Origin of the sequence: Vibrio lentus, from assembly GCF_002875945.1 — a bacterium.
Classification (GTDB): domain Bacteria; phylum Pseudomonadota; class Gammaproteobacteria; order Enterobacterales; family Vibrionaceae; genus Vibrio; species Vibrio apostichopi.
In genome coordinates, this window is record NZ_MCZK01000090.1 from 30,119 (window position 1) to 45,038 (window position 14,920).

At 43.3% G+C, this 14,920-nt stretch carries 11 protein-coding genes; 3 read left to right on the forward strand and 8 right to left on the reverse strand.

The genetic code is table 11. The features are described from left to right. Nucleotides 1-148: 148 nt before the first annotated feature. The 4 genes from BCT49_RS05845 to BCT49_RS05860 all read right to left on the reverse strand — a co-directional run bounded on the left by BCT49_RS05845 (nucleotide 149) and on the right by BCT49_RS05860 (nucleotide 6,780). On the reverse strand, nucleotides 149-1,819 hold the full coding sequence (locus BCT49_RS05845; RefSeq protein WP_102434505.1) for a DUF342 domain-containing protein: 1,671 nt from the start codon (nucleotides 1,817-1,819) through the stop codon (nucleotides 149-151). A gap of 481 nt (nucleotides 1,820-2,300) precedes the next feature. Continuing rightward, entirely contained in the window at nucleotides 2,301-4,472 is a 2,172-nt protein-coding gene (locus BCT49_RS05850; protein ID WP_102434506.1) for a GNAT family N-acetyltransferase, read from the reverse strand. Nucleotides 4,473-4,582: 110 nt separating this feature from the next. Beyond that, nucleotides 4,583-5,557 (reverse strand): ParB/RepB/Spo0J family partition protein, encoded by a 975-nt coding sequence (locus BCT49_RS05855; protein WP_102434507.1) that lies wholly within the window; start codon nucleotides 5,555-5,557, stop codon nucleotides 4,583-4,585. 5 nt (nucleotides 5,558-5,562) lie between these two features. Then, nucleotides 5,563-6,780 (reverse strand): ParA family protein, encoded by a 1,218-nt coding sequence (locus BCT49_RS05860; RefSeq protein ID WP_004732566.1) that lies wholly within the window; start codon nucleotides 6,778-6,780, stop codon nucleotides 5,563-5,565. 1,249 nt (nucleotides 6,781-8,029) lie between these two features. On the opposite strand from BCT49_RS05860, the gene BCT49_RS05865 reads away from it, so the two are divergent. Further along, entirely contained in the window at nucleotides 8,030-10,009 is a 1,980-nt protein-coding gene (locus BCT49_RS05865; RefSeq protein WP_017111265.1) for a replication initiator protein RctB domain-containing protein, read from the forward strand. A gap of 376 nt (nucleotides 10,010-10,385) precedes the next feature. Here BCT49_RS05865 and BCT49_RS05870 read toward each other — a convergent pair whose 3' ends face one another. Genes BCT49_RS05870 through BCT49_RS05880 form a run of 3 tightly spaced genes read right to left on the reverse strand, consistent with a single transcriptional unit; the run spans nucleotide 10,386 to nucleotide 12,630 of the window. Beyond that, nucleotides 10,386-10,868: a transcriptional regulator gene (locus BCT49_RS05870; protein ID WP_102434508.1), complete on the reverse strand. Its 483-nt coding sequence runs from the start codon at nucleotides 10,866-10,868 to the stop codon at nucleotides 10,386-10,388. Then, nucleotides 10,865-11,797: an ATP-binding cassette domain-containing protein gene (locus tag BCT49_RS05875; RefSeq protein ID WP_102434509.1), complete on the reverse strand. Its 933-nt coding sequence runs from the start codon at nucleotides 11,795-11,797 to the stop codon at nucleotides 10,865-10,867. The genes BCT49_RS05870 and BCT49_RS05875 overlap by 4 nt, the downstream gene beginning before the upstream one ends. Before the next feature lie 11 nt (nucleotides 11,798-11,808). After that, nucleotides 11,809-12,630 (reverse strand): ABC transporter ATP-binding protein, encoded by an 822-nt coding sequence (locus tag BCT49_RS05880; RefSeq protein ID WP_102434510.1) that lies wholly within the window; start codon nucleotides 12,628-12,630, stop codon nucleotides 11,809-11,811. 362 nt (nucleotides 12,631-12,992) lie between these two features. Here BCT49_RS05880 and BCT49_RS05885 point away from each other — a divergent pair, with 362 nt between their 5' ends. Beyond that, nucleotides 12,993-13,187: a hypothetical protein gene (locus BCT49_RS05885; RefSeq protein ID WP_017111270.1), complete on the forward strand. Its 195-nt coding sequence runs from the start codon at nucleotides 12,993-12,995 to the stop codon at nucleotides 13,185-13,187. Nucleotides 13,188-13,376: 189 nt separating this feature from the next. Continuing rightward, the gene (locus BCT49_RS05890; RefSeq protein ID WP_102434511.1) at nucleotides 13,377-13,937 is read left to right on the forward strand and encodes an NADAR family protein; all 561 of its coding nucleotides are present in this window, start codon (nucleotides 13,377-13,379) and stop codon (nucleotides 13,935-13,937) included. A gap of 143 nt (nucleotides 13,938-14,080) precedes the next feature. Here the strand turns inward: BCT49_RS05890 and BCT49_RS05895 are convergent, their stop codons facing one another. Beyond that, nucleotides 14,081-14,839, reverse strand: coding sequence for a substrate-binding periplasmic protein (locus tag BCT49_RS05895; protein ID WP_102434512.1), 759 nt, complete (start codon nucleotides 14,837-14,839; stop codon nucleotides 14,081-14,083). Between the last annotated feature and the right edge of the window lie 81 nt (nucleotides 14,840-14,920).

Below are 14,920 nucleotides of genomic sequence, written 5' to 3' on the forward strand. Positions count from 1 at the left end.
TATCTAGAACTATAAAAATCGAAAGGGGAGCATCAGCTCCCCTTTTTTTATCTTCAAATATTGGTATCTATGCGTGCCATCGCATCGCTGGTCTTCAATAAGCTGTTTGTAATAAGCAATCGATAGTAAGCCGACTTCAACGGGCAGCCTACAAAGCAATGTCTTCTTGTTCCATCTTGAACGAACATTGAATCTCATACTGATTGAACGAGAAAACACTGCCGCCATGAGTTCGCTTGGTCGTCACCGTTTCATCACCAAATTGAATCGTGACTCGAGTATAGACTTTCTCATGGGCCTCTACCGTGCACTCAGCAAGGTGCGTTTCAAATTCGTTCTCTAACATGTCCAACTGCGATTTGGTGTTCTCTATTGCTAGATTGTTCTTTTCTCTTTGTTGTTCAATCAACAAGGCTTGTTCTTCACTTCTTTGAGCCTTAGGCTGCTTTTTAAATTCTAATTCCTGACGAATCACATCCATCGTCTTTTCTTGAGTTTGTTTATACGTTTCTTTTAACTCAGCAATTTTTTGTCGGTATCCGTCGTAGCGCGCAAAACCATGAACCTTGGTAGCGGTATCGCCTTCTACGCCCAAGAAGACACATTCCACTTTGCCACCTACTTTAGCTTCTCCGCCACTGAGCGTGCCATGCTTCTTCATCGTGTCCATCACGATAAGGTCATGCCCACATCGAATCTCGTTCCCCATGCTGTGGACACCAAGACGGAGATCGGTCCCCGTTTGTAACTCTGCATTTTGTGCATAGCTGGCAGTAATAGAGCCTTTAGTGAATACCTTACAACTCTTGGGCTCCCCTTCTTTTGTGGTGTGACCAATAATTCCTTTCGCGACTTTGATATCCCCTTGTGCTTGAACTTCTGCCGATTCAATAAAACCGCCAACCGTAATGCATCCTGTCGCCTTAACAATCATCCCCGGTTCAATGTTTCCAGAGACGAACACATTACCTTTAAATTTAACGTGGCCAGTCGACACATCAACGTTGCTCACACACAAGGCATCATCAACTTCGATACTGCGTTCTTTAATGATCGGTAAGCCGGGGCATGAAGCGAGAAGTAAATTAGGGTCGTCAGGAGAAATGTAGGTGCCCTTGCCAGGCTTGATTAAACTGTCTTGTCCAGGAAGTGGTGGGATGATTCGACCTTGCACAGTAAAACCGGCAATGCCTTTAGTGGCGGGAGTACGTTTCATCAAGTGATCATTTTGGCCGACGGTAATGGTTTCACCCAAATCTCGCATATCAATCTTGCCTGCGTCTTTGCTACGCGGCTTCAATACTTGACGAGTAATGTCTTCAACCAAGGCGGCAAACTTCGCGTCCTTGCCCTTTACGGGTTGTGTGCCTTGCGCTACGGGCTGAGTAAACTTTTCACCGGGCTTAATTTTGCCACTCATCACCAGCACCTTTCTGAGCGCTAGCTTATTTATGCCCTTGGTAATATGGGCTTGAGCCAAACAGTGAATGATGTCACTACCACGGAGCGGGTGTCCATTGTATGGGCCAGTAACAACTAGACTCGCCAGCATCTCATCATCAGACAGTTCGACCGCGACACTTGCATTGCGAACTTCAGCAATCAAGATTCCCTCATAAGCTTCACCCTTACCTTCTTTAGCCAGAGTGACAAAGCGCAGCACCTCTTCTTCGAAAAGAAAATAGTTAGATGCATTCAAAGCTTCCAAGGCTGGTGGCAATGTCTTGTTATCAAAGCTTGCGTCGACCACAAATCCAGATGGCAAACGCGCGACCACCTGCAGCTTATCTTCTGACAATGTAACAATGTTATCCCACATTCGAATCGAGTATCCCTAATGACTCAGTTGTTATTCAGTCTATATAATTCGTTCTGAGCTTAGAATCACCACATTAGAATAATCAGCGTCACATCACTTACTTTCGATTGTGCAAACATGACTCAGAAATAAGACACACGCATTTTATGAGCGGGCTCACCTTTACAATCATAATCAGCGAATTTTTAGAGAAATTTTGGAATAGAGCTCTAGAAGCGGACAATGGGAAACAGAACATAACTGCCGTTTAATTTATACGTTATGGAAGCCTGAGATTAAGATACCAGACAACAACTCGACAGAGTGATGATGTAAGTCATTAATGAAACGCAAATGAGTGGTTTGGTGTTGGATTCAGCAGGGCTAGTTTTAGAAGGCTGTAACCGACGAAGAAGAAGACAAGCAAAAGATAGACTTCAGTTTACAGTGTAAATCGCCATTTCGGATTTACACTGTAAATTAATCTAGAAACTATCTCTGTCTATTTACACTGTAAATTGGACAACAACAACGAGATATCTTGTCGAAGCTGAACTTCTGCTTGCTTACGCCCAACAAGATTGAACTGTTCAACACAAGTCCCCCATCCTTTTTGTTGCACCACTTTAGCAATCAACAAATCCGAGATAGCCGAACAATCAGCATTACGATGTTGGCGTTCAGACTTAACTGGCTGCTCTGTTGATGACGATGAAGACTCGCTCGACAGTTGAATGTTACTCGCTAGAATTAGTTTCAACGTAATGAAGCCGATACTGTCGTAACTGTTTCCGCCTTCTACATAGTTGCAAAGCAACTTCTTTTCTAACTCACTAACTGACAGTGACTGGTTTGGTAATAGAGCGCGAACCATATCAACCTCAAGAGAAGTTAAAGAGCCAGAAACGAGAAAACAAAAGCCTTGCTCAAACTGAAGCTGCAGCGGAACGACCCAATTGTTTGCATTAATGCCGAGTGGCTTGACCATCAACAAAGAATGACAGCCACTCGCTTGATCTCGTTGATGCCCAATATGCACAGGAGAAAATTGGTTACGTCGCCAGAAAGAAACCAACTCGCTGCTCGCCCCAAAACTCGTTGCCAGATAATCGATATCTGAGACTTGCTTCGATAGCTGATCAAGCATCCAACTTCCCAAGCCTAAACCTTGATGTTCAATTGAGACTGCAATTCTCATCACGCGCATACAACGATTTGTTGCCGCTTCAATAGAGCCGAGCTGATTAGCTAACAACACTGGCGCGAGATGTCCTTGAGGTCTGCGCTTTCCTGTTTGAATCTGAGCAATTAAATCTTTATCTAAACCGCCCTCCTCCGTCACCAACATACAGCCAAGACATTCATCTTGATGCCAAGCCGCGTATAAATGAATTGCTGGGTTATTGAGAAACTGCATTAAGTCATTGGGTGATGTCTGATAATGAGCGTCGACTAAAAGAGAGAAACATCGCTGAAGCTTTTCAGGATTCGCTAGACACTCGGTTTTAGATAACTCGACTAGGTTAAGTTGGCTGAGCACCTCATCAGAAAAATCACCAGCCTTATGAATAACAGAACTACTCGATAAAAACTCGCCACTCAGAAGGAAGCAATCAAACAACCAACGTTCTAGAGGGTCGTGATTATTCCAACGGATTGGTTGCTCAAGCTTGTAGCCTTTCCATCCGGGACGATGCTCAGAAAGCCAAGCCTCAAATTTAATTCCAAACCCTCGCCCACTTCCTTCGTATCCGTGAACCGTGGTTGAAAAAACCATACGGTGATAACTGCCGACCAGTGATTTAAGCATCGGGATTGGAATGGCAGCCGCTTCATCAACCAATAACAAATCGCAATCGGGCTTAGATTGAAGTAATTCATCTGGTGCGACAAATCTTAGGCTACCGCCTTGATGGCAAATGTGAGTAGCATTGATAACTTCACAAGGTTGTAGGCGCTGGCTTGCGTGAGCAAATACCGGCTCAACCGCTTTAACAGAAGGTGCGGTAACAATGATATTTAGCCCTTTCCGTTCAACCAAAAGCTCGGCTGCCGCGATACCTAATGTCGAGCTTTTGCCGCGACCTCTGTCTGCTGTGAGAATCAAAGGACGCTTTCGATGTCCAGAGACGACTTTCTTAACTAACTCTATTGCCGTCTTTTGTTGTTCAAATCTATCGAAACAATCCGGTTGGGTTAATTCTTCAGGCAAAGGATGACGAGCATAGAGTTGTGTCAGCTGTTCATCGTCTTGTGAAACAGAAAACAGTTTGGCAAAGTTGGACGCTAACCAACGTTTTCCAAAAGTAGAATTCAAACCCTCTTCAGATTCATCTGATTTGGGCGGAATAACCAACAACAAACCGCCACCGACTAATGCACCCAATGCCGCACTAAAACTATTGGCATCAAACTGCTCTCTAAAATCACAAACAAGAAGTTGGCATTCTCGACCTAGGAGTTGTTGCCCTTTTTTAACCGGAACATGTGTTACCGAATGAAAAGGCAAACCACCCATCTGGAAAATTGTTTGTGCTGAAGAGGTATAAAGAAAGCTCTGAATCGTAGCGTCTTGCCAATCACTATCACCAGAAAAGACAACACCGTAACGGTGCTGATTATGCTCGGCGGTTTTGGAAAGAGTATGTAGAAAGGTGTTTGTTGGGTTCGTCATAATTAGCGTCCAGATTCATCTAAACACAGTTTATCACAGCCAAATAAAAAGCCGCATAAAGCGGCTTTAGAGTCATTCGATAGCTTGTAAGATTAAGATAGTTTGTAAGCTTAATCGAGTTTTGATTGAACGAAACTTAAGATTTCTTGCATCGTCGCATCATCCACTTTCTTAAGATTCAAAGCTAGGTTTGAACCTTTGCGGCTATAAGAAGCTCGACCTTTGATAAGCTCAACTTTTGGAGATACTTTCTTCGCTGGCGCAGGAGCCAGTTCAAGAATCCAGCCTTCCAATGTTTCAGTCACGTCTTTCGTTAAACGCGTAACACCTTGCGCTTCACTACGCTGCCATACAAAACCTTCAGACGCATCACACTTGGTCAGTAATGTTTGTTGCTGCTCACCCGTTAAACCACCAAATTGTTTGTGCAGTTTAACAATCGTCGGACGACCAAGGTCGCTCACATTTGGGTAAGCTTGAAGTAATTCAAGTGGTAAAGCCGCCGCTTTTAATGCTCCACTCACCAAAGCTTCACTGCACTGGAACATTTTCGCGAGTGCTTTTTGGTCTTCAGCTTCGCCTTTATCCAGTTTCGCTTGCATCTCTTTACCCTTCTCGTAAAGAGAAAGTGGTTTATGAGCGTTAGCAACGTCTGATAAGAACTTAGCGTGTTCGCCGTTAATGTTTTCCGCTACGTAAATTAGGAACTCTTTGTCCGCTAAAATACATGACATACGACGACGGCTACCATCAAGAACTTCAATCTTGCCGTCTTTATTCTTGCGACCAACCGCTGGATATTGCTGACCGCGTTCTTTTAACGTAGTCAGAACATCAGAAAGAGCGTGTTCGTTTAAGAAAGATTGCTCACGAGCATTATCTTCAAAAACAACCGTTCGAGTCGCAACATCAGCCGCAGGAATTCGAACTAGTTCAAATGAAACCAGCTCTTCACCCGCAACAGAAAGTTCAATCACTTGAGCCTGTTCTTTTGCTGCCGTTTGCGCTTCTTGTGGTGTTGCTACGCGGCGTTTGTTTGCTTTACCAAATAGCTTTGCATTTAAGTCAGATGTTTTAATTGCCATTTTTGTTATCCCTGATTAAGTGAAGGCCAGTTGCTATGTAATACTCGCTCTAATTCTAGAGCACTTTTTTGTACCGCGTCTTGGGCAACCGCTAGGGTTTTCTTACCGCCCTCAAAGTCGCTTACCGTCAGGTCGAAAACCGTGCTGTAAGTATCTGCACAAGTTTCAAAGGCACGACTTCTTGGAATAGTTGCCATCATTACTTGGTCATTCAACAGGTAGTTCATCTCAGTTAATACTGATACCTGCTTCTTGTTATCGTCTTCAAACATGGTTGGCATCAGGCGAACAAACTCAAGCCCTTTCCAATCGTCAGGGAACATCTCGTACACAGTTGGTAAGTGTTGGAAGAAGTTAACCGTTGAAGCCCAGTCCAAACGTTTTGCAGCACATGGGATTAGAAGTGCGTTCGATGCGTACATCGCGTTCCACACTAGCGGGTCAACGTGCGGGCCGGTATCGATCATAATCACATCAAAATCATCGGCGATTTTGTCGATAAGCTTCTCTTTAAGAAGACGAACAATATCAAGTGACTGATCTTGAGACAGGCTTTGCCACGCTTCAGCGTTAAACATCGCGTCTTCTGGGAACGCCGAAATCGTCTTTAGATTCGGATATTGTGTTGGCAATAGTACGTTCTTGCGAAGGAATTCAAGATCAACATCTTGGCCTTCTGGCACGTTGTCCAACATGATGTCGACGGCAGAATAGATGCTGTCGTGCTCTGCACCACTAATTTGTGGGTTTAAGAACAGACGCAAAGAGCCTTGTGGATCCAAATCAATCAAGCAGATACGGTAGCGCTTATCTAAATTCAGAGACAAACAAGCCGCTAGGTGAACCGCTGTCATTGATTTACCCGTACCACCCTTTTGGTTCTGTACGTTGATAACCCATGGTTTGTTATCGACATGCTGCTTACGTTGGTGGAACTTTGGCACTTCAGCCGCGTCCATCAGCATGTGAGCTTCGGTCAATGAAATCGAGTAATGATTGGCGTTGTTCTTTGTAAACTGATGACCATCCGCTTCAAGCTTGTTGATTGCCTCATCCAATTTCCGACGAGTTAAGCCTGAACGTGTCTCCATCATAGCTTTAGACATTGGAGGGAAATGCTCATCACTTCGCTCTTCCAGAATAATCTCAATTCGGTCAGCCTGAACTTGTTGAGTTTGTTCGGCCAGCTGATAGAGCTTATCAATCGTTTGTTCTCTTTTCATTGCCAGTTTCCGTAATGATTAACTAAGTACAAATTGTACAGCGATTAACAACAAACACAACAAAAACATGAACATACATTTATGAGTAAAATCACATAAAATAGACTGTATTTTTACAGTTTGATGAAACAACGGCTAATACGAACACAAAAATGACCCTTTTTGTCATGTATAACCGTGCTATTTCTGCCTTACATTTAAAATGTTACAGTATCACTTATTTACAATGTAAATAGAATTTCAGCGAAAAACCTTCGGAACGATTGAAACACAAGCATAGATTACGGTTCGTGTGATTTGCATTCGAAATTGATAGATTTTCAACCAACAAAGAGTAAAACCTAAAAAATCGCTTGGTAAATAAAAAACAAAGCGAAGATGAGACGTCACTAAACAAAAGAGAGTTGAGCCTCAACCGGAAGAATGATCATGGGATACATCACTCGTAAGAAAATTGATAAGTCCATATTATGAAGCATGATCAAGGTGTAAACTCATCAATATTGATCCGTATGAATGCCTGTTCGAAATGATCAACCTCCGGAAAAATGATCAAGTAAATATCGTTCCGGAAGCATATAAATTTAGACCTAACTTACGGACAAATGCTTTTGTAATGGGGATTCAAGCTCTATAAGGCCTGATTGGTTAGAAATTCAATCGACACAGAATGGAAATGCAGAAACATGACAATTTCATGATCATGCTTCCTGATTTATTGTGTTGAGAGCTAAAAGTGCCCAACCACTGACTGTGTGGCCAATCTCGACCAATTTTTAAACATAAAAGGGGAGGAACGATATAAAAGACCCATTACTTGATCATTGTTCCGATAAAATACCTAACGAAAATATCCACATTGATGATTTAGAACTCGTCGATCAATTCTGGACTGTGGATAAGCTGTATAAGTATAATGATCATGCTTTCGAACCAATAATGATCATGCTTACAATGACTTAATGATCATCGTTCTGATGTTCTGTGATCATGCTTTCTTATCTTTTATGATCATCGTTTCGCTATCTTTATGATCATGCTTTCCAATCGGATTTTTTTTTACACTTTAAATTCAGTAACTTAAAAGCTAACGATCGCCCGGATCATTAGATCACTTAATCATTTAAGATCATATTAATCAGAAAGATCAGTTATTTAAAAGCCAATAAATTCTCTTTATTTATGATCATTCTTTCTTTATCATTCAGGAACTATAGTGAAATTACGGTTAGTGTGATACGGATCAAAAATGAAACCAGAAGAGAAATTGTTAATTAAGGCACGAAGCCACAAAGATGGTCATTTATTTGAGGTATCTGAAACAGCCGTTGAATGGATAGAACAATATCAACACTTCAAAGGGGTCACGAAAAGCATCGTTGAGCTTCTCAACCTAATTTCACTTCGCGGGTTTAGCAGCAAAGATGGATACGTTTCAACGACTGAAATTATCGAATCAACCGATGGACAAGTTACACGTGCTGCCTTGCAACAAAGACTCAGAGCCGCTGTAAACATCGGACTTTTCAAGCAAATCCCAGTTCGCTTTGAAGAAGGCCTTGCGGGCAAAACCATGCTACATCGCTTTGTTAATCCCAATCAGTTGATATCAGTGCTAGGTGCCACCAGCTTAGTGACTGAAAGTGTGAAACAAAACGAAAAGCAAAAGCGTTCTAAAGCCCTAGCTCAAACCAAAGTAAACAAACGTTTATTGAATGAACACGGTCTTAATACTCCGCCAACGATGAAAGATGAAGCGGATCAATTTATTGTCTCGCCAACCAATTGGGCTGGTATTATTGATCAAGCGTTAGCGCCACCTAGAACACGTAAGAGCTACCAGAAATCGATGGTTTCGATCTCGGGAACTCGAGCAGTGATCGAAACACGATCTTCAAAAAATATTATGACCGTTGATGATCTGATGACGTTATTCGCGTTATTCACGTTGACTGTTCAGTACCATGATCATCATCAAGACGATTACCATCTGGATGCGAAGCACACTCCGAACAAAACACCGCTCTACATCACGGATATTCTTTCATTGCGTGGCAAGAAAGACAGCGGCCCGGCTCGTGACTCTATCCGAGACAGCATTGACCGCATTGAGTTTACCGATTTTCAGTTGCATGAGCTTACTGGCCGTTGGCTTAGTGAGAACATGCCAGAAGGCTTTAAGAGCGACCGTTTCCGATTCTTAGCCAGAACCATCACCGCATCGGAAGAAGCGCCTACAGAGGGCTCTGACGGCGAAATTCGCATTAAACCGAACCTATACATCTTGGTATGGGAGCCATCGTTCTATGAAGAGCTGCTCACACGCGATTATTTCTTCCTGTTCCCACCAGAGATCCTGAAGCAGCATACCTTGGTCTTCCAAATGTATTCTTACTTCAGAAGCCGTATGGCGCGTCGTCACTCTGATTGCATGCTATTGAGCGAACTGAATCAAAAACTGGCGCGAAATATTGATTGGCGTCGTTTTTCGATGGATCTGATCCGCGAACTGAGAAAGCTGGGTGAAGTAGGGGAGCAAGAAGATACCTTCCTCGTCAACCTGTGGGGTTACCACCTGACGATCACCGCGTTGATCGAAAAAGGCAAGACCACCGATTATCAGGTCGATATCAAATGTAACGTTGAAGAAGTACTGCGTTACTCAAGAGCGCGCACCACCAACGCAGGTAAGCGAAACATGGCGCCAACATTGCCGAACCCACTGCGCAATGAAATGGTGTCTAAGCAAAAGCTGGAAGAGTTATCTGAAATCATTGATGGCGAGTTTGAGCCTATTCAGCGCAAAGCCCCTTCACCAAGAGGCAAGCTAGGGCGCAGAGTTAAACAACGTAAGCACTCTGTTGAGATCAATGCTGACGAGATCATGATAACCCTGTCTAAATATACCTCTTCAGAGGCTCTAGAACGCAGTATAACGGCTTTATCAGCAATGACCGGGCACTCTCATGCTTCAATCAAAGAAGAGTGCTCAGAGCTCATTGAGAAGCTTGATTGGTTAAGAGTTGGAGAGGATGTGATTCCTTACGAAACATTGAGTAAGCTGATCGAACTCTACAACGACCGCGATAGCACCAGTAATCGACACCTTTCAATTGAGCGTCTTATTTCTGGCTTGGCCGTGCGTCGCAAGGTATGCAAGCAAGTTCACGAAGGCCACTTGGATGAGAATGTGTTTTTAGCGCTCGATGAAATGGCGATCGGCCACTAATCGTGAGTCGTATAATCGTTGCTGAATGGATGATCTGAACATCATTAGGTGCTGATAATAACCGCACCTAATGCTGACAATGTGATGACAATATAGAGCACCTAGTTGATTATTATTTATCCCGAATAGACAACCTTTGTCCTTTCTTATGATTAATAGATTGGCTCATATTTTGTTACATCATACTGAATAGATTTTCGCGAGTTCCCAAGGGACTCGCTTTTTTTTGCCTGAAATTCATCGAATCATTAATATTCAATAGCTTACCTTGATAAGCTCCGAAGCATGATCAAGGTGAGATCATGCTTTCAATGGATCGGGTCTTTTTGAGGGACAGTAATTTCGATGCGTTGATGTTTGATCGAGAAAGGGTTGATCAATGAAGTTGGTGTGTAACGCTACCTTGATCATCGTTCTGGGGTTGGCTCGCCATAAAGCGCACATGTGATTCGATCAATTTCTCCGATTCTTTTTGCCAGCGTGGTTCTTGTTGTTGGTTGGCAAACTCCAAAGCCAGTACACACAAGTGCTGTACCCGCTTGGTACACCACTCTTGTAAGCCGGGTTCTGCTTCTGGATCACAAGACACCGCCTGAAGCTTACCGTAAGCAAACATCAGGTATTGATAAGCCTTTTCTTGGTGGTCTGGGTTTTCGATTGAGTTTCGATAGAAGGTATAGATTCTCAAGCACCCGTCTAACCAACATGCGATGCCTTTGCTCTGTTCATCCGTGATCAAAGGCCCCCAGAGTGCATCTGGAGGCGTTAAGATCAAAGGTTCTAACCGTTCCACTTGATCATGCTTTCGGTCTTTGTACCAATCTCCGATCCGCTCCAACCAAGTGTCTAGTTCATTCATGCAACGTTATCCCACTGTTTTACATAGTGATTATCAGCAACTTGCTTAATCTCATTCTGTATTTCACTGCTCTGCTCTCGAATTCGATCAGCGTCCACTGAATAGTTTGGTTCATTTTTGACAAGTTCGCCAAATGGCAGATCAGGATCCGGTACCGCTGAGATCAACAGTTTCGTATATGGGTGCTGCGGATTGGTTAAGATCGACTGGGTTGATCCCCACTCAACGATCTGGCCTTTGTACATCACAGCCGTCTCTTCGGCGATGTAATGGGCTGTCGCAAGATCATGAGTAATGTACAAAAATCCGATGCCAAGTTCTTTCTTCATTCTCTGCATGAGATTAAGCACCCCAAGCCTTATAGACACGTCCAACATTGAGGTCGGTTCGTCAGCTAGGATGACTTCAGCACCAACGGCGAGCGCTCTTGCTAGGTTAACTCGCTGTCTTTGGCCACCACTGAGCTCGTGAGGGTATTTAGCGAGTGTATCTTGGGGTAACTCCACCAGCGCCAATAACTCTTTAAGACGAGCGACGAGCGCCTCTTTATTGGCGACTTGCTTGTGAATTTTTAGCGGACGCGTTAAATGGTGCTCTATGGTATGAGTTGGATTGAGCGAACCAAATGGGTCTTGAAATATCATTTGTACGCGGCTGCGGTAATCCAAGATATCTTTACGGCTGTTGAGGGTTGAGATGTCTCTGCCGTTGAACAGTATCTCCCCTTCGGTAGCAGGGTAGACCTTGGTCATCAATCGAGCACAAGTGCTTTTGCCGCAGCCAGACTCCCCAACCAGAGCCAACGTTTTTCCGGCATAGATATCGAAACTCACGCCATGCAGTGCTCTAAATATGTCTTCTTTACCAAAGCCGCCACCCACGGTGAACTCTTTGACTAAGTTTTTTACTTGGATAATAGGTTGTGTCATGGAGCCTCCAATTACGCTATTGCGTGAGCGTGTTGATGAATATTGGGGAAAGAACTCCAAAGCTTTTGGGTGTAGGAGTGCTGTGGGTTGTTACGGATCTCATGGGCTTGATTAACTTCAACGATCTCGCCGTGACGCATGATGGCAATGCGATCACACAATTGGCTCATTAATGCTAAGTCGTGGGTAATGAAGAGTATCGAGAAACCAAACTCCTCTCTGAGTTGGTGTATCTGCTGCAGAATCTCACGTTGTACAACCACGTCCAGCGCCGTTGTTGGCTCGTCCATGATGATCAGCTTGGGATTGAGGGCGAGCGCGATGGCTATCACCAAGCGTTGACGCATGCCGCCACTGAATTGATGCGGATATTCGGTGAGACGATTGCGAGGGATGTTTACAAGGTCGAGGAGCTTCTCTGCGCGGTCTTTAGCTTGTTCGTCTGTCATCCCTTTGTGATGACGTAAAACATCAGCGAATTGCTCTTGAATAGGGAGTACAGGGTTGAGTGAGTTCATCGCACTTTGGAAAACCATGGCGATTTCGCTCCAACGTAAGGTGTTCAAGTGGTCGTCAGATAAACCGAGCAGATCTTGTCCGTTGAATATTATCTTCCCACCAGAGATGAAAGCGGGCGGCTTGTGTAAACGGTTAATGGCAAACGCGATGGTACTTTTCCCGCACCCTGATTCGCCGGCCAAACCGAAAATCTCTCCTTGATTGATGTTAAAGCTTACCGATTTGACGGCATTAAAGTCGCCGTTATCGGTAATGTAATCGACACATAAATTCTTCACTTGGAGAAGCGGTGTCTCTGAATGTTCACTAGACATACTAAATACTCAGTTATGATATTGATAACTATTATCATTAACATGAAGTGAATTTAGTGAAAGCAGTGAGCACAAAAAGAATGAAGTGCCTCGAAATTAATCTAGGGTTATTTCATGAGATTTCAGTGGAAAAGCAAGATTGAGAAAGGAGAAAATGAGAGTTAGATCAAACCACATTTCTAGTGGGGAATCTTGTAAATGTAATTGCAGAAATTGGCTTTGGCAAAGTTTAAATGAGGCATTTATTAATTAGCTTTGTGAAGCGTCGGAATCATCACATTTCAGTACAGAATTTCTTAACAAGTGATTTAGCTTTTGCTACAGATTAGCTGTCCATTACATGGTGCTTTTCGGAGGAAAACATGTCCATTAATTCTATCAACCATGACGAAATGACAAATATTGCAAACAAGTGGGATGCTGAAGAAGAAGTATCTTTCAAACCAGAAAAGAAAATGAAGTCTGCTGAAGCTCGTCGTCGTATCGAGACTCTAAGAGAAATTAGAGAAAGCGGTTTTAGTCTGGAAGAAGCGAGAGATCTCGGTTTGATTCACTAAAATTTCCAACTGTATTTCAAGGGTGGTTACATACCGCCCTTTGATTTATATAGATTTTATTTCGTTAACTGCAATTTAAACTAACCACATACCGTTCTTTTTTTAGTAGAAAATATTTCACTTAACTCCTTAACTCACTTCCCTTTCCAGCTAAAAACGCGCTGATGGCTTACTCTTGAACTAAGTTGTTTGACAGCAATATGCAACGCCACTAATTTTAAAGTTAAAGCAAAAATATGCGATGTCGTTGGTAAGGAGAAGGCTATGTCTAATTCTGTGGCTCAAGCCAAAGAAGTGCTGTTTTATGAACCTGAAGATCCAAACGGATACCTTTCAAATTTTGCGGCTTGTCCCATCAAGGTCGATGACCAAGTCTGGGCTACCAGCGAACACTATTATCAAGCGATGAAGTTCGCCTCTCAAGAACTGCGCAATACTATTTTGGAAGCCTGTTCGCCTGCTGAAGCATTTTCGTTGAGTCGTCATTATGAAGACCAAGTACGTGAAGATTGGTATGACATCCGCGTGGAAGTGATGAGATTCATTGTGACCGAAAAATTTAAACAGAACCCGCAATTTGCCTTCTTTCTCACCAACACTGGAGATTGCGTTATCAAAGAACACTCTCACAAAGATCACTTTTGGGGAGATGGCGGTGATGGGACTGGGGAGAATCGATTGGGTGAGATTCTGATGACGGTGCGACAACAGCTTCGTACTCAACAGCTGCATTTGATCGCTTCGCACTGATTTATTCACGCTCGGCTAGTCGTATTAAAAAGGCCGCCCTGCCATTTAGTCTATAGCTAAGCAGGGCGGCATTTTCGGTTTAGAGCTAGTTTTTTTATCGAAGAGAGCTTAACTACGTTATCAAGCCATACGTGACTCTGTCGTTATAAGTAACTCTGTACGATGTCGTTGAGCTGTCCATCGTCTTTCATTTGGTCGAGACGTTGGTCAATGAAGGTTTGCAGTTTAGGATCCATCTCAGGGTCAAATGCTAAATGGATAGGGTAGTTATTGATTACTGAACCAAACTCTTGCATCTGGTAGTCATCAATACTCAGCTTCTGCTCGTTTAGGTTATATTTGATGCGTGATTCCATCTCAACAAACACAGTATCGCCAGGAGCTCGGTTTAGGACACGAAACGCAGCCGTGTAATCTTTCACTCGAATCTCGTTAAGCTTGCCTTGTTGGATGTACGGCTCTAGGTTCGGATACTCAAACCCCACCAGCAATACCACGGCTTTTCCGTCTAGATCATCGATAGTATTAAACTCAAACGGCTTTTTTCCGCTGCTGAGTAACACGTGTTTTACATTGTAAATCGGATCTTTAGACAGGTTAACAGACTGGATGTTTCCCCAGCTCGGGCTACCGTAGGTTACCCAGTTTGGGTTTTCTCTCGCATCAAGCTTGTCGATCATTCGGTTAAAAGGGTAGGTGTGGTAGTTGATCTCATATTGGCTGTCATCGAATACCGCTTCCACAATATCTGAAACCATTCCTCTGTGAGATGACCCGTCAGTTTCGATCTGAAAAGGTTGCGCTTGGCTCGCAATAATGTAGTAGTGAAGAGGTTCGCTTGCAGAAGCATAACTGCTTGAAAACAAAACGACTATGGATGCAACGATAAGATGTTTTTTCATAACCTTCCCTAGTTATTTGATGAATGACTACTATTATACTAGTTGAGTAATTGTAGTTTGCTAGGATAACAATAATGGTAA